At 68.0% G+C, this 18,636-nt stretch carries 12 protein-coding genes; 6 read left to right on the top strand and 6 right to left on the bottom strand.

The window, feature by feature from the left end:
- Positions 1-300 precede the first annotated feature (300 nt).
- The gene (gene clpS, locus J2851_RS19055; protein ID WP_209768035.1) at positions 301-627 is read left to right on the top strand and encodes an ATP-dependent Clp protease adapter ClpS; all 327 of its coding nucleotides are present in this window, start codon (positions 301-303) and stop codon (positions 625-627) included.
- A gap of 8 nt (positions 628-635) precedes the next feature.
- The gene (clpA, locus tag J2851_RS19050) at positions 636-2,951 is read left to right on the top strand and encodes an ATP-dependent Clp protease ATP-binding subunit ClpA (protein WP_209768034.1); all 2,316 of its coding nucleotides are present in this window, start codon (positions 636-638) and stop codon (positions 2,949-2,951) included.
- Between the two features lie 82 nt (positions 2,952-3,033).
- Here clpA and J2851_RS19045 read toward each other — a convergent pair whose 3' ends face one another.
- Entirely contained in the window at positions 3,034-4,179 is a 1,146-nt protein-coding gene (locus tag J2851_RS19045; RefSeq protein ID WP_209768033.1) for a patatin-like phospholipase family protein, read from the bottom strand.
- Positions 4,180-4,427: 248 nt separating this feature from the next.
- Between J2851_RS19045 and J2851_RS19040 the strand changes: the two genes are divergently transcribed.
- The gene (locus J2851_RS19040; protein ID WP_209768032.1) at positions 4,428-5,540 is read left to right on the top strand and encodes a CaiB/BaiF CoA transferase family protein; all 1,113 of its coding nucleotides are present in this window, start codon (positions 4,428-4,430) and stop codon (positions 5,538-5,540) included.
- A gap of 6 nt (positions 5,541-5,546) precedes the next feature.
- Here J2851_RS19040 and J2851_RS19035 read toward each other — a convergent pair whose 3' ends face one another.
- On the bottom strand, positions 5,547-6,839 hold the full coding sequence (locus J2851_RS19035; RefSeq protein WP_209768031.1) for a pentapeptide repeat-containing protein: 1,293 nt from the start codon (positions 6,837-6,839) through the stop codon (positions 5,547-5,549).
- Positions 6,840-7,149: 310 nt separating this feature from the next.
- On the opposite strand from J2851_RS19035, the gene J2851_RS19030 reads away from it, so the two are divergent.
- Complete coding sequence (locus J2851_RS19030) at positions 7,150-7,626, top strand: nucleoside deaminase (RefSeq protein ID WP_209768030.1); 477 nt, start codon at positions 7,150-7,152, stop codon at positions 7,624-7,626.
- 88 nt (positions 7,627-7,714) lie between these two features.
- Here the strand turns inward: J2851_RS19030 and J2851_RS19025 are convergent, their stop codons facing one another.
- On the bottom strand, positions 7,715-8,887 hold the full coding sequence (locus tag J2851_RS19025; RefSeq protein WP_209768029.1) for a GNAT family N-acetyltransferase: 1,173 nt from the start codon (positions 8,885-8,887) through the stop codon (positions 7,715-7,717).
- Between the two features lie 77 nt (positions 8,888-8,964).
- Entirely contained in the window at positions 8,965-9,432 is a 468-nt protein-coding gene (locus J2851_RS19020) for a RidA family protein (RefSeq protein WP_209768028.1), read from the bottom strand.
- 389 nt (positions 9,433-9,821) lie between these two features.
- Here J2851_RS19020 and J2851_RS19015 point away from each other — a divergent pair, with 389 nt between their 5' ends.
- Positions 9,822-11,687, top strand: coding sequence for a flagellin N-terminal helical domain-containing protein (locus J2851_RS19015; protein ID WP_209768027.1), 1,866 nt, complete (start codon positions 9,822-9,824; stop codon positions 11,685-11,687).
- A gap of 330 nt (positions 11,688-12,017) precedes the next feature.
- Here J2851_RS19015 and J2851_RS19010 read toward each other — a convergent pair whose 3' ends face one another.
- Positions 12,018-13,613 (bottom strand): S10 family peptidase, encoded by a 1,596-nt coding sequence (locus J2851_RS19010; RefSeq protein WP_209768026.1) that lies wholly within the window; start codon positions 13,611-13,613, stop codon positions 12,018-12,020.
- 226 nt (positions 13,614-13,839) lie between these two features.
- On the opposite strand from J2851_RS19010, the gene J2851_RS19005 reads away from it, so the two are divergent.
- On the top strand, positions 13,840-14,313 hold the full coding sequence (locus J2851_RS19005) for a bacteriohemerythrin (protein WP_209768025.1): 474 nt from the start codon (positions 13,840-13,842) through the stop codon (positions 14,311-14,313).
- Positions 14,314-14,538: 225 nt separating this feature from the next.
- Here J2851_RS19005 and J2851_RS19000 read toward each other — a convergent pair whose 3' ends face one another.
- Positions 14,539-18,258 carry a vitamin B12-dependent ribonucleotide reductase gene (locus J2851_RS19000; RefSeq protein ID WP_209768023.1) on the bottom strand — a complete coding sequence of 1,240 codons (3,720 nt, stop codon included), beginning with the start codon at positions 18,256-18,258 and terminating at the stop codon, positions 14,539-14,541.
- Positions 18,259-18,636 lie beyond the last annotated feature (378 nt).

Raw genomic sequence — 18,636 nt, 5'->3', positions numbered from 1 at the left:
CTTCAAATCTGCCGCTTCACGATTATGTGAAGCTCCGGGAGAGCCCGGCGGCCCCTGCCGCCGGGCTTTGTCGTTTCTGCCGGCCGTCCGCCGCGGCCCATCGGAATCCGGGGCCGGCCGCCGGGTATTCCTGGAATTCGGACCCCGGCGCTACGATCTATTTCGTAGTAGGCGGACGGGCTTCGTTCCGAAAGGGCCTCTCCCAAATGGGGAGAAACCTAAAACGGCCCCTTCCCACCGCGCCCGGAGTTCTCATATCATTGTTAGGGACGTACATCGCGATGCTGACCTGTTGAGACCATGGCCGAAAACGACAAGCACGGCGACGAGGGCACCACTACGGGCGTGGTCATAAAAGCCAAGCCTAAGACTAAAAAGCCCTCGATGTATAAGGTCTTGATGTTGAACGACGACTACACACCTATGGAATTCGTCGTTCATGTCTTGGAGCGTTTCTTCGCGAAATCGCGCGAAGAGGCGACACGGATCATGCTGCACGTGCACCGGCGGGGTGTGGGCTTGTGTGGCGTGTTCACCTACGAAGTGGCGGAGACGAAAGTCACGCAGGTGATGGATTTTGCGCGCCAGCACCAGCACCCGCTGCAATGTACGCTAGAAAAGGATTAAGCCCACAGATGCTGTCGCGTAACCTGGAACAGACGCTGCACCGAGCCCTGGCCCATGCGAACGAGCGCAGGCACGAATACGCGACGCTCGAACACTTGCTGCTCGCATTGACCGAGGACGCCGATGCCATGGCCGTCTTGCGCGCTTGTGGAGTCGACCTGGACCGCTTGCGTGCCGAACTGTCGGATTACCTCGACAACGAGCTTGCGAACCTGATCACGAACAGGCCCGATGATGCGAAGCCGACGGCTGGCTTCCAGCGGGTGCTGCAACGCGCGGCCATCCACGTCCAGTCGTCGGGGCGTGAAGAGGTGACGGGAGCAAACGTGCTCGTCGCCCTGTTCTCTGAACGCGAAAGTCACGCGGTCTATTTCCTGCAGGAGCAGGAGATGACCCGTTTCGACGCGGTGAACTACATCTCTCACGGAATCGCGAAGGCCCCGGGCCGCTCGGAAGCGAAGCGCGTTACCGGAGCCGACGAGGACGCGGCGGCGGAGAAGGTCGTGAAGAAAGGCAGCGAAGCCCTAGAGGCTTATTGCGTCAACCTGAACAAGAAAGCGGCCAGCGGGAAGATCGATCCGCTGATCGGGCGGGAGCAGGAGGTCGAACGGACCATCCAGATCCTGTGCCGGCGGTCGAAGAACAACCCGCTGTACGTCGGTGACCCCGGTGTCGGCAAGACCGCCATCGCCGAGGGGCTGGCCCGCCGCATCGTCCATGGCGAGGTTCCGGAGGTGCTGAAGGGCGCCACCATCTTCGCGCTCGACATGGGCTCCCTGCTCGCCGGTACGCGGTACCGCGGCGACTTCGAAGAGCGCCTGAAGGCCGTCGTCTCCGAACTGGAGGCCACGGAAGGTGCGGTCCTCTTCATCGACGAGATCCACACGGTGATCGGTGCCGGTGCGACCTCGGGCGGTGCGATGGACGCGTCGAACCTGCTGAAGCCGGCCCTCGCCTCCGGCTCGCTGCGGTGCATCGGGTCGACGACCTATAAGGAGTACCGCAACTACTTCGAGAAGGACCGGGCGCTCGTCCGGCGCTTCCAGAAGATCGACGTCAACGAGCCGTCGATCGAGGACGCGATCAAGATCCTCCAGGGCATCAAGCCCTACTACGAGAAGCACCACCGCGTCAGCTACACCAACGACGCCATCCGCTCGGCGGTGGAGCTTTCCGCGAAGTACATCGGCGACCGCAAGCTGCCGGATAAGGCCATCGACATCATCGACGAGGTCGGCGCCGCGCAGATGCTGCTGCCGGAGAACAAGCGGAAGAAGAAGATCTCGGTGAAGGACGTGGAGGCGGTGGTCGCCAAGATCGCCCGCATCCCGCCGAAGTCGGTCAGCCGCGACGACAAGGAGACGCTCCTCAACCTGGAGCGCGACCTGAAGACCATGGTCTTCGGCCAGAACAAGGCCATCGACGCGCTGGTCTCCGCGATCAAGCTGGCCCGTGCCGGCCTGCGCGAGCCGGAGAAGCCGATCGGCAACTACCTGTTCACCGGCCCGACCGGCGTCGGCAAGACCGAGGTGGCCCGCCAGCTCGCCCACACGCTGGGCATCGAGTTGACCCGCTTCGACATGTCGGAGTACATGGAGCGGCACACCGTCTCCCGTCTGATCGGCGCGCCTCCGGGCTACGTCGGTTTCGACCAGGGCGGCCTGCTGACCGACGCCATCGACCAGCACCCGCACTGCGTGCTGCTGCTCGATGAGATCGAGAAGGCGCATCCGGATCTGTTCAACATCCTGTTGCAGATCATGGACCACGGCAAGCTGACGGACCACAACGGCAAGACGGTCGACTTCCGCAACGTCATCCTCATCATGACCTCCAACGCGGGCGCCTCGGACATGGCCAAGCCGGCCATCGGCTTCGAGCGCGAGCGCCGGGTCGGCGAGGACATGGAAGCGGTGGAAAAGCTGTTCACGCCGGAGTTCCGCAACCGCCTCGACGCGATCATCCCGTTCGCGCCGCTGACCCAGGAGGTCATCAACCGCGTGGTGGACAAGTTCATCATGCAGATGGAGGCGCAGTTGGAGGATCGTGGCGTCACGATCGAGCTGGACGAGCAGGCCCGCGAGTGGCTGGGCAAGAAGGGCTACGACCCGCTCTACGGCGCCCGCCCGCTCGGCCGCGTGATCCAGGAGCACCTGAAGAAGCCGCTCGCCGAGGAGCTGCTGTTCGGCAAGCTCAGCAAGGGCGGCGTGGTCAAGGTCACCATCAAGGACGACAAGCCGTCGTTCGAGTACGCCGAGGGCGCCCGCAAGCGCCGTCCCGGCGACGAGGACGAGGAGGACGTCGTCCACGAGTTGGCCGAGTAACGCCGACTTCGGTGATGAGACGAGAAAGGGGGCCGAAAGGCCCCCTTTTCCGTTTCTGCCCGTCTGGCCGATGCGCGGTGCGTCAGGCCAACTCCAGCGCGTCGGCGTCGACCGAGATCGGGTCGCGGGGGGTGGCGAGCGTTCGCGCCAGCTCCTCCAGGCACGCCAGGTTGTTCTTGATCATGGCGTCGCCGCAGATCAGCAGCTTCTCGATGTTCTCCGGGGAGGCGTCGTCCAGGCTGGAGCTGGCGCCCGCCGGGTTGTCCTTCTCCAGCCCCATGTCGGCCTGGATGCGGTAGTAGCTGGAGTTCTTGAACTCCAGGCCACCCGGCAGGGCCATGAAGCGGGAGCCGCCCTGGTAGCCGTCACCGCCGAAGATCTCCGTCAGCTGATAGTCCACGGTCTGGTTGGTGCCGTCGAACATCACGTTCAGGCTGGGCACCGCCCAGCCGATCTTGCCCCAGCCCTTGGCCTGGTCGTAGGTGTAGCGGTAGTCCACCGCGCCGGTGCCGATGGACAGGATCTGGATCTCCAGGCTCCCGGCCTCCAGTTCCTTGCGGTAGAGGCGCAGGATGGCGGCGAAGGCGCACATGGCCGGGTCGTTGGCGAAGACGCCGCCGTCCGTCGCCGGGAACTGCGTGCCGGCCAGGCTGGTCGGCAGCGCCGGCGGGAAGTAGGACGGCGCCGCGGAGCTGGCCCGCGCGGCCTGCCACAGCAGGAAGTCGCGCGTCTTGTGGTCCTCCGTCTCGCCGTCGGCCAGCTTGGCCTCGGCGCGGGCGCGGGCGCTCAGCTCGCCGCGGGCGCGCCAGCTCTTGAAGAAATAGGGCCGGCAGCCAAAGATGTCGTAGGTCGTCAGCAGCAGCTCGACGTCGCGCACGTCCGACAGCAGCGTGTTGGTGCCCAGCGCCTTCTGCAGCACGCTTTCGTAATAGGCGGCGCCGTACTTCGGCCCGATCAGCCCGCACAGCGTGGTGATCTTGCGCCACAGCGACTGGTGGAAGACCTTGCCGCTGGTCGTCACATAGATGTCCAGCAGCTCCTGCGCCGACAGCGGGTTCGGCTTGGCGAGGCCGCTGGTCATGACGGCGCCGTTGGAGGTGCCGGACATGAAGTGGAACATCTCCGAGCAGCGCTTGCCCGTCTTCCCCTCCAGCCACGCCAGCACCTTGGCCGGCAGGATGCCGCGCACACCGCCACCGTCAACCGCCAGTACCCGAATTGTCGGCATGCCAGCCCCCTCGCTCATCACCGATTTCGAATGTATTCGCCACCAGGAAAACAACCGACGGTGGCCCGGCACAGACGGTACGTGGATAATCCAGAGCCGTCAAACCTTGCCGTCGACCGATTCGTGCAACAGCGGCGGGATGACCGATGATTGCGGCTGCGCGGCACAGGCGGGCCGCGGTACAAGGGCACCAGACGCAGAACACACGACGCACGAACAAGAAGAACCGCAATCGGGAGACGCCCCTCATGCCCCTGCCCTTCCTGTCCGGCCTCCGGGTCGTCGACCTCGGCCAGTATCTGCCGGGCCCCCACGCCGCCCAGCTGCTCGCCGATCTCGGCGCCGCGGTGGTGAAGGTGGAGCCGCCGGACGGCGACCCACTGCGCCGCCTGGGACCGACGGACGCCGACGGCATGACCGCCGCCTACAAGCTGCTGAACGCCGGCAAGACCGTCGTCCGGCTCGACCTGAAGAGCGCCGACGGACGCGCCGCCTTCGAGACGCTGGTCGCCAAGGCCGACGCGCTGGTGGAAAGCTACCGGCCGGGGGTGCTGGACAAGCTCGGGATCGGGCGCGACCGGCTGCGCGCGCTGAACCCGCGGCTGGTGCACGCCAGCCTGTCGGGCTGGGGCAGCACCGGTCCCTACGCCCTGCGCGCCGGGCACGACCTGAACTACATGGCGGTCGGCGGCGGGCTCGACTCCTCCGGCCTGCCCGACCGGCCGATGATCAGCCACCCGCCGGTCGCCGATTTCGCGTCCGCCCAGCAGACGGCGCTGGCCGTCGCGGCCGCCCTGCTCGGTCGTGAGCGCACAGGCCAGGGCTGCTTCCTCGACCTGTCGATCATGGAGACGGTGCTGGGCTGGCAGGGCTTCCAGCTGACCGCCGCCGCGCGCGGGACCATGCCGGAGCGCGGCGAGTCCCTGCTGTCGGGCGGGGCGGCCTGCTACCGCATCTACCGGACGGCGGACGGCCGCTTCGCCACCCTGTCGGCGCTTGAGGCGAAGTTCTGGCGCGGCTTCTGCGAGGCGGTGGGCCGGCCCGACTGGATCGCCCGCCAGTCCGACCCGCTGCCGCAGACCGCCCTGACCGCGGAGCTGGAGGCGCTGTTCGCCAGCCGCGACCTCGCCGCCTGGAAGGCCCTGCTCGACCCGGTGGACTGCTGCTTCGAGGCGCTGCCCACCCTGATTGAGGTCGCCGACCACCCCCACGTCGCCGCGCGCGGGCAGGTGCGCCGCGGGACGGGGCCGGAGCCGCTGGTGGAAACGCTGATGGGCCTGCGCGTGGACGGCGGCCCGCCCCCGGCGCGCGATCCCCTGCGCGAGAGCGGGCTCGACGCGGTCCTGGCCGCCTGGAGCTGAGCCACGTCAAGGAATGAGGATGCCGGACTCCGCCGCGTCCGCGAGCGCGCCGCGGCGGGCGCCGAGCAGGCTGGCCCGGGACAGGTCGGCCTGCGCCTCGTCGCAGCCGCGCAGGTCGGCGGAGGCGAGGTTGGCCTGGGCGAAGTCGGCCCCGGCGACCCGCGCGCCGGTCAGGCGGGCGCCGCGCAGGTCGGCGCCGGCCAGCGTCGCCCCGGTCAGGTTGGTCGGCCAGCGGCGCCCGGTGGGCGTGCCGTCCGGGTTGCGCAGGTCGACGGGGCCGAAGTCGGCACCGTGCGCGTCGGCGCCGCCCAGGTTCGCCCCGGCGAGGTTCGCGCCGGTCAGGATGGCCTGGTCCAGCCGGGCCCGCCGCAGGCTCGCCCCGCCGAAGTCGGCCAGCGAGAGGTAGGCGTTGGACAGCCGCGCCTCGTCCAGCGCGGCGTTGCGGAACACCGCGCCGGACAGGTCGCAGGCGGTCAGGTCCACGCCGCGCAGGCTCATGCCCGAGAAATCCGCCCGCGTGCCGGACCGGCCGCCGCTGTTGATCCACAGGATGTGGGCCTCCAGCATCGCGCGAACCACGGCGGGCAGGCCGGCGGCGTTCCGCATGTAGACGGCGCCGTTCAGGTTCGCCCCGGTGGTGTCCGCCGCGGCGAGGTCGACGTTGCGCAGCGTCGCCTCGCGCAGGTCGGCGTTGCGCAGGATGGCGCGGGTGACCGTGGCACCGCTCAGCACCGCCTGCTTCAGCTTGGCCCCGGTGAAGTTCGCCTCGCTGAGGTCGGCCCCGGCCAGGTTGGCGGCGAACAGGTTGGCGCTGCTGAAATCGCCGCCCTTCATCGACGCGCCGCCCAAGTCGGCGCTGCTGAGGTCGGCGCCCTTGAAGCTGACCCCGTCCAGGCGCGCGTCCTTCAGGACGGTGCGCTGCCGCTCCTCCGCCTCGCCGGCGCGGTGGGCGAGGATCTGGCCGGGGCGCAGGTCGGCGCCCTCGAACACCGTGCGACGCAGGTTGGCCTTCAGGAAGTTGGCGCCGCGCAAGTCCGCCCGCGCGAAGCTGGACCCGACGAGCACGGCACGGCTGAAGTTCGCGCCGAACAGGTCGGCCATGTCGAAGCTGACCTCCTCCAGCTGGGAGTCGGAAAAGTCCGCCTGCATCAGGATGGCCGACTGCAGCGTGAAGCCGCGCAGCCGCAGCGTCGACAGGTCGATGCCCTTGGCCTGGAGCCGGATCCCGCCCGGCCGCAATTTCAAATAGAGCAGGTGGTCGCGGACCCGCTTCAGGAACTCCATGGTGCGGTCGGTCACGGACCCGGTCTCCACCATCCCCACTCCGACCTTCAGCTTATCTCAATCGGCAGGGCGCCCCCTAAAGCGAATTTGCATTCGCTTTAGATTCACATGGCCTCATTCGCCGGCCGGGCTTCGGTCGCACCTGCGACCGGGCCCGCGGTCGCGGTCCAAAGCGGATTGCAATCCGCTTTAGCGGAAAGAACGAACAGTCCTTGTTCAAAACCGTTCGTCGCCGCGCCGTTCCCGCTCCCCAGGGCCACTCTGGTCAGGGACGAAACCATTGACTAAGATGACCATCGCGGATGGAAAAGGAACCGGGACCGTGATGACGACCTTCGACACCGAATGCCTGCGCCGTGCCATCGCGCTCAGCCGCGCCCACATGCAGACCGGCGCCGGCGGCCCCTTCGGCGCGGTGATCGCGCGCGACGGCCGCATCATCGGCGAGGGCTGGAACCAGGTCACCTCCACCAACGACCCCACGGCGCACGCGGAGGTGGTCGCCATCCGCAACGCCTGCCGGGAACTCGGCACCTTCAGCCTGGCCGGGGCCACCGTCTACACGAGCTGCGAGCCCTGCCCCATGTGCCTGGCGGCGATCTATTGGGCGCGGGCCGAGCGCATCGTCTACGCCAACGGCCGCAACGACGCCGCGGCGATCGGCTTCGACGACGCGTTCCTCTACACGGAGATCGCGCTGGATCTGGAAAAGCGCGCCGTCCCCATGCACCGCCTGCTGGCCGAGGAAGCCCGCGCCGTGTTCGAGGAATGGGCCGCCAAGCCCGACCGCGTCCCGTATTAAAAACGCCGTAGGTTGGGTGGAGCGCCAGCAAAACCCAACACAGCCCGCCATCGCGACGATGTTGGGTTGCGCTGGCGCTCCACCCAACCTACGGGTCCGACCGGTAGGGCGACAGCTCCATCAGGGACTCCCGCTCCGCCTCCACGGCGGCGCGCTCGCGGACCAGGAAGTCGTCCAGCGCGCGGCGAAAGCCCGGATCGGCGACCCAGTGCGCGCTGTAGGTCGGCACCGGCAGGTAACCGCGCTGGATCTTGTGCTCGCCCTGCGCGCCGGCCTCGACCTTGCGCAGGCCCCGTTCGATGGCGAAGTCCAGGGCGCGGTAGTAGCAGGCCTCGAAATGCAGGAAGCGGTAGCTGCCGTCGGACCCCCAGTTGCGCCCGTACAGCGTGTCCGCCCCGATCAGGTTCAGGGCGCCGGCGACCCACTCCCCGCCGTCCTCGCACATCACCAGCATGACGCGGTCGGCCATCGTCTCGCCCAGCAGGCGGAAGAAGGCGCGGGTCAGATAGCCGCCGCCCCATTTCCGGTCGGCCGTTTCCATGTAGAAGCGGTGGAAGGCGTCCCAATGCTCCGCCTTCAGGTCGGCGCCGGTCAGGCTGTGCAGGCGCACGCTGCTCTCCGCCACCTCGCGGCGCTCCTTGCGGATGGCCTTGCGCTTGCGGGAGTTGAGCGTGCCCAGGAAGTCATCGAAGCTGCCGTAGCCGCGGTTCTCCCAATGATACTGCACGCCCTCGCGCTGCAACCAGCCGGCGGCGCCCAGCCGCGTCCAGTCGTCCTCCGTCGGGAAGGTCACGTGGACGGAAGACACGCCGGTGCGCCGCGCCACCTCCTCCATCGCCTGCACGAGCGCGGCGAACACGCCCGGCGGAGCGTCCGGCCGGACCAGCAGGCGCGGCCCCGGCACCGGCGTGAAGGGAACGGCGACCTGAAGCTTCGGGTAATAGGTGCCGCCCGCCCGTTCATAGGCGTGCGCCCAGGAATGGTCGAAGACGTATTCGCCGTAGGAATGGCTTTTCAGATACATGGGCGCAGCAGCCATGATCCGCCCGGCCGCGTCGATCGCGGTCAGGTGCATGGGCTGCCAGCCGGTCCGGCGGGTCGCCGACCCGGACTCCTCCAGCGCCAGCAGGAAGGCGTGGCAGAGGAACGGGTTCTCCGGCCCGGCACAGGCGTCCCACTGCTGCGGGTCCGCCTGGCCGATGCCGGTCAGAACCTTGACGGTGATGGCCCCCTCGGCGCTGGCGTCCTTGCCGTCGGGCATGATCCCTCCTTTGCGGATACGCCAAGGGAGGTGGGCGCCCCGCCGCGCTGCGGCAAGACGCCCGACCGATAAGCCCCTCAGGCGATCTCCAGCACCGCGTCGACCTCGACCGCCACGTTGCCGGGCAGCGAGGGGGCGCCGACCGCGGCGCGGGCGTGCTTCCCGGCCTCCCCGAACACCTCCATCATCAGCTCCGACGCGCCGTTGATCACCTGCGGATGCTCGTGGAAGTCCGGGCCGCTGTTCACGAAGCCGCCGAGCCGGAGCACCCGCACCACGCGGTCCAGGTCGCCGCCGCAAGCGGCCTTGGCCTGGGCGATGATGTTCAGCGCGCACAGGCGCGCGGCCTCCTTGCCCTGCTCCACGGTGAAGTCCTGCCCGACCTTGCCGAGGAAGCGGCGCTCGCCGTTCCAGACGGTGACCTGGCCCGAGATGTACAGCGTGTTGCCCGAGATCGTGTAGGGCACGTAGGCGGCCACCGGGGCCGCCGCCTGCGGCAGTTCGATCCCCAGTTCCGTCAAGCGCGCGTCGATGCGTCCGGCCATGGTTCATCCCTCCTTATCGATGGCGTGTGCGTCGCCGAGGCCGCGACGATAGCCCTCCCGGCCGCCGTTACCAAGCCTCCGCGACGCCCGCCGGACAGCATTCCGGGGCATGCGGTGCCGGCCCCTGCTGGGAAGATTCGTCCCCCGGCGGGCCGCAACCGCCGCCCTTCACCCGGCAAAGTTTTCCGTCGCCGCCCGGAAAGAAACGACGCCGCCAGCCGCCCCGAAGTCCCCTAGAAGAGTTTTTTACCGTTGATTTTCAAAGCGTTGCCGATGGATTAGCTCGTTTGGCACGATCCTTGATTGGGGGCAGTCACGCAAAAGCACGTTGTCCCGCTTCGGTTTCAAGCACCAGCCGCGGGGCGAGCCTCAGAAGGAGACTTGGAGCCATGGCCATCAACGACGTCACACTGACCGCTTCAATGCGCACGAACCTGCTGCAGCTGCAAAGCGTGCAGGATCAGATCGGCAAGAAGCAGAACATCCTTTCGACCGGCAACAAGATCAATTCGGCACTGGACGGCCCGACCTCGTTCTTCGCAGCGAAGGGCCTGAACCAGCGCGCCGGCGACTTGTCGTCGTTGAAGGACGCCATGGGCCAGTCCATCAGCACCATCAAGGCGGCGGACAAGGGCGTCACCGCCATCAACGACATGATCGAGCAGGCCCGCGGCCTGACCACCGCCGCCTATTCGGCGCTGGGCACCGACGCCGGCTCGATGGCCACCCGCAAGGCGCTGGCCGCGCAGTTCAACGCGCTGAAGGACCAGATCGACAAGCTGGCGGGCGACAGCGGCTACGCCGGCAAGAACCTGCTGGCCGGCAACGGCCTGCGCATGGACAGCACCAGCGCCTCGCGCCAGGCGGTCAACACCATCCAGGGCATCGAGAACGCCCGCGTCACCAACGTGGTGTCGGCCGACACCTACACGGTGCGCATCAAGGGCGACGGCTCCATCGAGGCGGCGGCCGGCGACATCAACAACGCCGAAATGGCGCACGGCCTGGTCGGCCTGAAGCTGTCGGGCACGATGTCCACGACCATGGGCAGCTTCTCCGACGTGCAGATCGAGGTCCGCGGCGCCGTCGGCCGCGAGCGCTCCTTCATCGTGTCGGACGGCACCGAGTCGCGCACGGTCAAGTACTTCGACAACAGCCAGACCATCGCCGCCAACATGACCCGGGCGTCGACGTCCGGCACCGCGCAGGTCACCAACGTCCAGCTGGGCGGCACGATCGAAGCGGGCGACATCTTCACGATCACCATCGAAGACCAGACCTTCTCCTACACGGCCACGGCCAGCGACGTCGCGGTCGGCAGCAACGCCCGGGCCAACGTCGCCTCGGCGCTGCGCAACTCGATCAGCACCGCGATCGCCGGCACCGGCCGCCTGTCCACCAGCGACGCCAAGACGGTCACCGTCTCGACCAACGGCACGATCACGCTGACCGGCGCCACCTCGCCGAACTCCACGCGCGAGATGAGCGTCAAGGCCAGCACCGAAAACGCCCTGACCAAGCGCATCTCCGAGAGCTTCGCGTCGGGCACGGTCGTGTCCTTCACGGTCGACCGCAAGCTGCTGGAGCAGTCCGCCAATGGCGGCAACGGCATCTCGGTGCTGGAAAAGAAGGTCGACATCCAGATCCAGGTCAGCAACCTGAACGGCGCCACGGTCACCCGCGACGGCATGGCCAACCGCGGCGAGGGCAAGCTGTCCCAGGGCGAGAACTCCTTCGCGTTCGACACCGGCACGGTCCGCTTCAACGTCGACCAGAACAAGATCAAGCAGGCGGCCTCGGCCAACTCGGCGGCGAACCTGGTGACGGTCCAGGTGACCGACGCCAACACGTCGAACGACCTGACCGTTCAGCTGAACGAGCGCAACACCAACTCGATCACGGTGAAGGCCCAGAACCTGACCACCAGCGGCCAGGGCCTGCGTCTCGACTACGCCCAGAACGACTGGACCGACCGTTCCGACATCGACAAGGCGGTCGCCAGCCTCGACTACGCGAAGTCCAACGTCCGGTCTGCCTCGCAGACGCTGTCGACGAACCTGAACATCATCACGACCCGCGAGACCTTCACCAAGGAGTTCAGCGACGTGCTGGTGGAAGGCGCCAACAAGCTGACGCTGGCCGACCAGAACGAGGAAGGCGCCTCGCTGCTGATGCTGCAGACCCGCCAGCAGCTCGGCACCATCGCCCTCTCGCTGGCCAACCAGTCGCAGCAGTCGATCCTGCGCCTGTTCTAAGCCGGCCACCCGCCGGGACAACGTGCATGCGTACGGGCGCCCCCTTCGGGGCGCCCGTTTTATTTTGTCTGGGTTGGCGCCCCCTTCGGGGCGCCCGTTTCATTTATATTGTGGTTGGCGCCCCCTTCGGGGCGCCCGTTTTTATTTCTTGGCGAGCATTCGCAGCGTCGACGGATCACCACAAAGGCACAAAGGACACAAAGAATTTCACAAAGAGGTCTCGTCAAACGGGCGCGCGGCCCGATGGCCGGATCTCCTTTGTGCCGTTCTTTGTGTCCTTTGTGCCTTTGTGGTGAATCTCCTGACCTATGCAGCACCTCGACACCGCGGCTACCGCAGCGCCGCCTCGACCAGCGCCCGCGCGTCGGTGGCGAGCTTGGCGCGTTCCGACGCCCGCGTGTACATCATGTGGCCGCCGGCGTAGACCGTCACCCGCACCCGGTCCCCTTGCCCCTCCGGCAGTTCCAGCCGCGACGCGATCCAGCGCGAGGCCATGTAGGGGGTGATCAGGTCGGTGCGGCCGTGCGCGATCAGGACCCGCAGGGACGGCTGCAGCGTCAGGGCCGTCTGGAGGTCGTCCACGGCATTCGGCTGTCCCATCCGCGGCCATTCCCAGCCCCGGTTCACGCGCTCGCTGAGCAGGTGGAACGGCACCTCGGTGCGCACGCCCAGCTCCGACGCGGCGTAGGCGGCGAAGGCGGTCGTGTAGACCGGCACGGTCCCCTTCAGGAACGGGTCGAAGGGGATGCGGGCGGCCGACGGGTCGGGGTCCGACGCGGTGAAGGTGCCGTCGTAGACGCTGGCGATCTTCCCCTGCCCGCGCAGCAGCTCGCGGGCGAAGATCCCGGCGGGCACCTGCCCGCGGTAACGGGTCACCAGCTCCACCGGCAGGCCGGTCATCCGCGCGACCTCCGCGAAGAGGCCGCCGGCCTGGTCGAGCCGCCGGTAGTCCAGCGTGGCGAGCCCGGTGAGATAGCCGCCCAGCGCGTACCGCTCCGCCTCCTCCGCCGCCTGCTCCGGCGTGCCGGGCGCCAGCCCGTTCGCGGCGGCCGACGCGGCGTAGGCCGGCAGCTTCAGCGCCGGGCCCAGCAGGCCGGACTCGTCGCGGATGGTGGCGAAGTCCACCACGGGCGACACCATGATCAGCCCGTTGACCGCGACGCCGGTGCGGTCGATCAGCTCGTTGGCCATCTTGGCGATGCGGAACCCGCCATAGCTCTCGCCGGCCAGGAACTTGGGCGACTCCCAGCGGCCGTTGCGGGTCAGCCAGAGGCGGACGACCTCGGCCATGGAGCGCGCGTCGGCCTCGACCTTCCAGAACCGCTTGTCGGCGTCGTCGTCGGGCTTGCCCGTCTCCGGCTTGACGGCCCGGCTGAAGCCGGTGCCGACCGGATCGATGAAGACCAGGTCGGTGAAGGCCAGCCAGCTGTCGGGGTTGTCCACCAGGGGCGCCGGCGGCCGCGGCAGGGAGCCGTCGTCGTTGAAGGCCACCACCTTCGGCCCCGCCGCGCCCAGATGCATGTAGGCCGACGCTGCCCCCGGGCCGCCGTTGAAGACGAAAGCCACCGGGCGGCTGCCCTTCGGCGCGCCGTCGGCGGTGTAGGTCACGGTGAAGACGCGGGCCGCCACCTCCTCCTTCCCGCCGCCCAGCGCGCTGTCGCGCAGCGGCAGGAACTCCGCCACCGCCGTGTAGGCGAGCGCGCCGCCGGGCAGCGGCAGGCTGTGCCGGGTCTCGCTGCGCTGCGCGTCGAAGGCGCCGTCGCCCCGCTTCGGCGCGTCGGTCCGAGTCTCGGCCGGCTTTCCGCCACCGTCGGGATGCTCCCGCGCGGGCATGTCCTGCGCCCAACCGGGCATGGCCGGCACCAGGAGCAAAGACACCGTCACGGCGAGCGGCAGGGCGAACGGCCGGAAAGGAAGGCGGATCATGGGGGCGTCCTGACGTTGTGTGCTGCCGATCGGGGGGCGCGATGGCTCGCATATTGCCGCCGGGTGTCGTCCCGGCAAGACCGCCCTATCCGCGATGCCAAGTCAGGGGATCGTCAATGGGCCCGAACGAAGCGCGACAATAGGTAGCATCGAGCCCTGTTGCCGCGGCGTTACAATCCATTACCTTGCGAATGGATATAGCACTTTCAGCCGGGCGCATTTGACCATGGACATGCACGTCGAGAATTATCGGGACCTGGTGTGGAGCGACGATCTCGCCCTGGGGATCCAGAGCATCGACGACGAGCACAAGCACTGGATCGCCCTGGTCCAGGCGTTCCAGGCGGCGGTGGCGGAAGGCCGCTCCAGCGAGGAGGTCTACCGCACGCTCGCCGAGGCGGTCGTCTACACCGAAATCCACTTCGCCAACGAGCAGGAAGTGATGCAGGAGGCCGGCTATCCCTTCCTGGCCGACCATCTGGTCCAGCATTCCCTGGCCTGGGACCAGCTGCACGCCTTCACCACCGGCAACGCGCCGGAAGAGAACATCGCCGATTACCTGGCGACCTTCCTGCCGCAATGGCTGATGCTGCACATCAACTCCGCCGACCGGCAGTTCGCCCGCTGGCTGAAGGAGCGCAACGCCGCCCCGGCCGAGGCCGAGATCAGCGGCCGCGTCTTCACCAACATCCCCGTCTGATCGGGCGGGATTCACCACCAAGGCACCAAGGCACCAAGCCTTCCTTGCACAGGCGCCGGCCCGTCGGATCCCCTCCGACGGGCCGGCGCTTTTTCGTCCCGGACTTGGTGTCTTGGTGCCTTGGTGGTGAAAAATTCCCCCCAAACGGAAAGGGGCCCCAACGGAAAAGGGGAGGCCCGAAGACCTCCCCCCTCTCCGCCATGCCGGGGATGGAACCGGCCGGCCTCAGCTGCAGCCCGTGGTGGAGCCGCAGGTGTCGCACTTCAGGCAGGTGCCGTTGCGGACGAGCGTCATGTTGCCGCATTCGCCGCACTGGTCGCCCTCGTAGCCGCGGGCGCGGGCCTCGCGGATGCGGTCGTAGCGCTGGTCGCTCGTGCTGCCGCCGTAGGCCGTGCTGGTGGTGGCACCGGCCGCGGCGTGGCCGCCGGCCAGGGCCACAGCCGCGCCGACCGACGGGCTGGAGGTGACCGCCGTGTGGGCCGCCGTCGCGGTCGCCTGCGCCGTGTCGGTGCCGGTGGCGGCCAGCGCCGCCGCGGCGACCGCCCGCTGGGCCTGCCCGCCGTTCAGGACGCGCAGGTTGCTGCGGACATAGCCGGTGGACGCGACCTTGCGGACGATGTCCGACGGCTGGACCGGGGCGTCCGGCAGGTCGGCCTGGGCGTCGCCGGTGCCGACCGTGAAGGGCAGCAGGTCTTCCGGCGTGGCGTGGGCCAAGTCGGTGCGCGACAAGTAGGAGATGGCGATCTCGCGGAACACGTAGTCGATGACCGAGGTCGCCATCTTGATCGTGTCGTTGCCGGTCACCATGCCCGACGGCTCGAAGCGGGTGAAGGTGAAGGCCTCCACGAACTCCTCCAGCGGCACGCCGTACTGCAGGCCGATGGACACCGCGATGGCGAAGTTGTTCATCAACGACCGGAAGGCGGCGCCCTCCTTGTGCATGTCGATGAAGATCTCGCCCAGGCGGCCGTCCTCATACTCGCCGGTGCGCAGGTAGATCTTGTGGCCGCCGACGGTGGCCTTCTGCGTGTAGCCCTTGCGGCGGTGCGGCAGGCGCTCGCGGTCGGCCGCCTTGCGGGCGACGATCTTCTCGATCACCTTCTCGACCACGCGCTCCGACACCATCTGGGTGCGGACGGCGTTCGGGGCCTCGACGATCTCCTCGACCGCGTCCTCCTCCTCGTCCAGCAGGGCGGCCGACAGCGGCTGGCTCAGCTTGGAGCCGTCGCGGTACAGCGCGTTCGCCTTCAGGCCCAGGCGCCAGGACATCAGGTAGGCGTCCTTGCACTCCTCGACCGTCGCCGTGTTCGGCATGTTGATGGTCTTGGAGATGGCGCCGGAGATGAAGGGCTGCGCGGCGGCCATCATGGTGATGTGCGATTCCCAGGACAGGAAGCGCTTGCCGATGCGGCCACAGGGGTTGGCGCAGTCGAACACCGGCAGGTGCTCTTCCCGAAGGAAGGGCGCGCCCTCCAGCGTCATGGCGCCGCAGCAGAAGGTGTTCGCGGCCTCAAGCTCGGCCTTGGTGAAGCCGATGGCGGTCAGCAGGTCGAAGCCCGGCTGGTCCAGCGCCGCGGCCGGCACGCCCAGCGCGCTGACGATGAAGTCGGCGCCGACCGTCCACTTGTTGAAGGCGAACTTGATGTCGAAGGCGGTGGCGAGGTTGCCCTCCAGCTTCTCCAGCACCTCGTCGGTGAAGCCCTTGGCCTTCAGCGTCTCGTGGTTGACGCCCGGCGCGCCCTTCAGCGTGCCGTGGCCGACCGCGTAGCGCTCGATTGCGGCGATCTGGTCGGCGGTGTAGCCCAGCGTGCGCAGGGCCTCCGGAACCAGGCGGTTCACGATCTTGAAGTAGCCGCCGCCGGCCAGCTTCTTGAACTTCACCAGCGCGAAGTCCGGCTCGATGCCCGTGGTGTCGCAGTCCATGACCAGGCCGATGGTGCCGGTCGGGGCGACCACGGTGGCCTGGGCGTTGCGGAAGCCGTGCTGCTCGCCCAGCTCCAGCGCCATGTCCCAGGCGCGGACGGCGGCCAGCGCCAGTTCGGCCTCCGGGCACTCGTCGGCGACGAAGGGCACCGGGGTGACCGACAGGCCCTCATAGCCGTCCATCTCGCCGTAGGCGGCGCGGCGGTGGTTGCGGATGACCCGCAGCATGTGGTCGCGGTTCTGCTCAAAGGCCGGGAAGGCGCCCAGCTCCTGCGCCATCTCGGCCGACGTGGCGTAGGCGACGCCGGTCATCACCGCGGAGATGGCGGCGCAATAGGCGCGGCCCTCGGCCGAGTCGTAGGGCAGGCCCGACGACATCAGCAGGCCGCCGAGGTTGGCGAAGCCGAGGCCGAGCGTGCGGAACTCGTAGGAGAGCTGGGCGATCTCCTTCGACGGGAACTGCGCCATCAGCACGGAGATTTCCAGCACGATGGTCCACAGGCGGCAGGCGTGCTCGAAGGCCTCGACGTCGAAGGACCCGTCCTTCAGACGGAACGACATCAGGTTCAGCGAGGCCAGGTTGCAGGCCGTGTCGTCGAGGAACATGTACTCCGAGCACGGGTTCGAGGCGTTGATGCGCCCCGAGGCCGGGCAGGTGTGCCAGTCGTTGATGGTCGTGTCGAACTGCACGCCCGGATCGGCGCAGGCCCAGGCGGCGTAGCCGACCTTGTCCCACAGGTCACGGGCGCGCAGCGTCTTGTGGACCTTGCCGTCGGTGCGGCGGATCAGGGTCCAGTCGTCGTCGTTCAGAACCGCCTTGATGAAGGGGTCGGAGACGCGCACCGAGTTGTTGGAGTTCTGGCCGGCCACCGTCAGGTAGGCGTCCGAGTCCCAATCGGTGTTGTAGGTCTTGAAGTCGATCGAGGTGAAGCCCTGCGCGGCGAACTGGATCACGCGCTGGACGTAGTTCTCCGGCACCTGCGCCTTGCGGGCGGCGCTGATCGCCTTCTTCAGGTCCTTGTTTTCCTTCGGATCCTGGCCGGCCTGCGCCGCGGCCATGACGGCCGTCAGGTGCTGCTGGCAGATCTTGGAGCCGGTGACCAGCGCGGCGACCTTCTGCTCCTCGGTCACCTTCCAGTCGATGTAGGCCTCGATGTCCGGGTGGTCCATGTCCACCGTGACCATCTTGGCCGCGCGGCGGGTGGTGCCGCCCGACTTGATGGCGCCGGCGGCGCGGTCACCGATCTTCAGGAAGCTCATCAGGCCCGACGACTTGCCGCCGCCGGCCAGCCGCTCACCCTCGCCGCGCAGGCGGGAGAAGTTGGAGCCGGTGCCCGAGCCGTACTTGAACAGGCGCGCCTCGCGGACCCACAGGTCCATGATGCCGCCCTCGTTCACCAGGTCGTCGGCGACGGACTGGATGAAGCAGGCGTGTGGCTGCGGGTGCTCGTAGGCCGAGGCGGACGAGGTCAGCAGGCCGGTCTTGAAATCGACGTAGAAGTGGCCCTGGCTCGGGCCGTCGATGCCGTACGCCCAGTGCAGGCCGGTGTTGAACCACTGCGGGCTGTTCGGGGCCGCCATCTGGGCGGCCAGCATGAAGCGCATCTCGTCGTAGAAGGCGCGGGCGTCCGACTCGGTGTCGAAATAGCCGCCCTTCCAGCCCCAGTAGGTCCAGGTGCCGGCCAGGCGGTCGAACACCTGCTTGGCGGACTTCTCGCCGGTGAAGCGCTTCTCCTTCGGCAGGGCGGCCAGCGCCGAATCGTCGGCGGCGCGGCGCCACAGCCAGGACGGGACGGTGTTCTCCTCGACCGCCTTCAGCGCGACCGGGACGCCGGCCTTGCGGAAGTACTTCTGCGCCAGGATGTCGCTGGCGACCTGGCTGTAGTTCTCGGGAACCTCGATGTCCGTCTGCTGGAAGACCACAGAGCCGTCGGGGTTGCGGATCTCGCTCGTGGTCCGGCGGAAGCCGAGACCGGCGTAGGCATCCTGACCCTCTTTCGTGAAACGACGCTGGATCCGCATGGTCACTCTGCTCCCGTGGCTGGCGATTTTTTTGCGGTGCAAATCGGTCGAACAGGCTATGCGCTCCGTGCCCCCCAGCTTACGCTGGCTGCCGAACGCGACACCCTGTATGTTGGTGCGCATCCTAGCCCCATCATTTGGGGTAGGCAACCCCTCTCACCAGATATTGTATGCTTGACGGCGGGCCGCCTCCTAGATATGGCGCGCCGAGTACAACGGGCCACCCCCTCCCCGGTTCCCGGCAACACAGGATTTTGTGTGTGCCGACCCCGTCCATTAAAGCGGACTCCCGCCCCGTTCCGGCCCGGATTTGTAGCGATTCCGTCATGTTATGCGGGGTAGCCGGGGTGCCGGGAGCGGGTGAGTCCTTCGGGGGCG

It is taken from the genome of Azospirillum rugosum (assembly GCF_017876155.1).
GTDB lineage: Bacteria > Pseudomonadota > Alphaproteobacteria > Azospirillales > Azospirillaceae > Azospirillum > Azospirillum rugosum.
The sequence above is the reverse complement of the archived record's forward strand: the minus strand, read 5'-3'. Positions and strand labels throughout refer to the sequence as shown.

Bases quoted from the DNA above. Each gene is read 5' to 3' on its own strand.
- J2851_RS19020 (WP_209768028.1), bottom strand. From the start codon at position 9,432: ATGGCCGGACGCATCGACGCGCGCTTGACGGAACTGGGGATCGAACTG.
- J2851_RS19030 (WP_209768030.1), top strand. From the start codon at position 7,150: ATGACGACCTTCGACACCGAATGCCTGCGCCGTGCCATCGCGCTCAGC.
- J2851_RS19000 (WP_209768023.1), bottom strand. From the start codon at position 18,258: ATGCGGATCCAGCGTCGTTTCACGAAAGAGGGTCAGGATGCCTACGCC.
- J2851_RS19045 (WP_209768033.1), bottom strand. From the start codon at position 4,179: ATGCCGACAATTCGGGTACTGGCGGTTGACGGTGGCGGTGTGCGCGGC.
- J2851_RS19010 (WP_209768026.1), bottom strand. From the start codon at position 13,613: ATGATCCGCCTTCCTTTCCGGCCGTTCGCCCTGCCGCTCGCCGTGACG.
- J2851_RS19015 (WP_209768027.1), top strand. From the start codon at position 9,822: ATGGCCATCAACGACGTCACACTGACCGCTTCAATGCGCACGAACCTG.
- clpA (WP_209768034.1), top strand. From the start codon at position 636: ATGCTGTCGCGTAACCTGGAACAGACGCTGCACCGAGCCCTGGCCCAT.
- J2851_RS19040 (WP_209768032.1), top strand. From the start codon at position 4,428: ATGCCCCTGCCCTTCCTGTCCGGCCTCCGGGTCGTCGACCTCGGCCAG.
- J2851_RS19025 (WP_209768029.1), bottom strand. From the start codon at position 8,887: ATGCCCGACGGCAAGGACGCCAGCGCCGAGGGGGCCATCACCGTCAAG.
- J2851_RS19005 (WP_209768025.1), top strand. From the start codon at position 13,840: ATGGACATGCACGTCGAGAATTATCGGGACCTGGTGTGGAGCGACGAT.
- clpS (WP_209768035.1), top strand. From the start codon at position 301: ATGGCCGAAAACGACAAGCACGGCGACGAGGGCACCACTACGGGCGTG.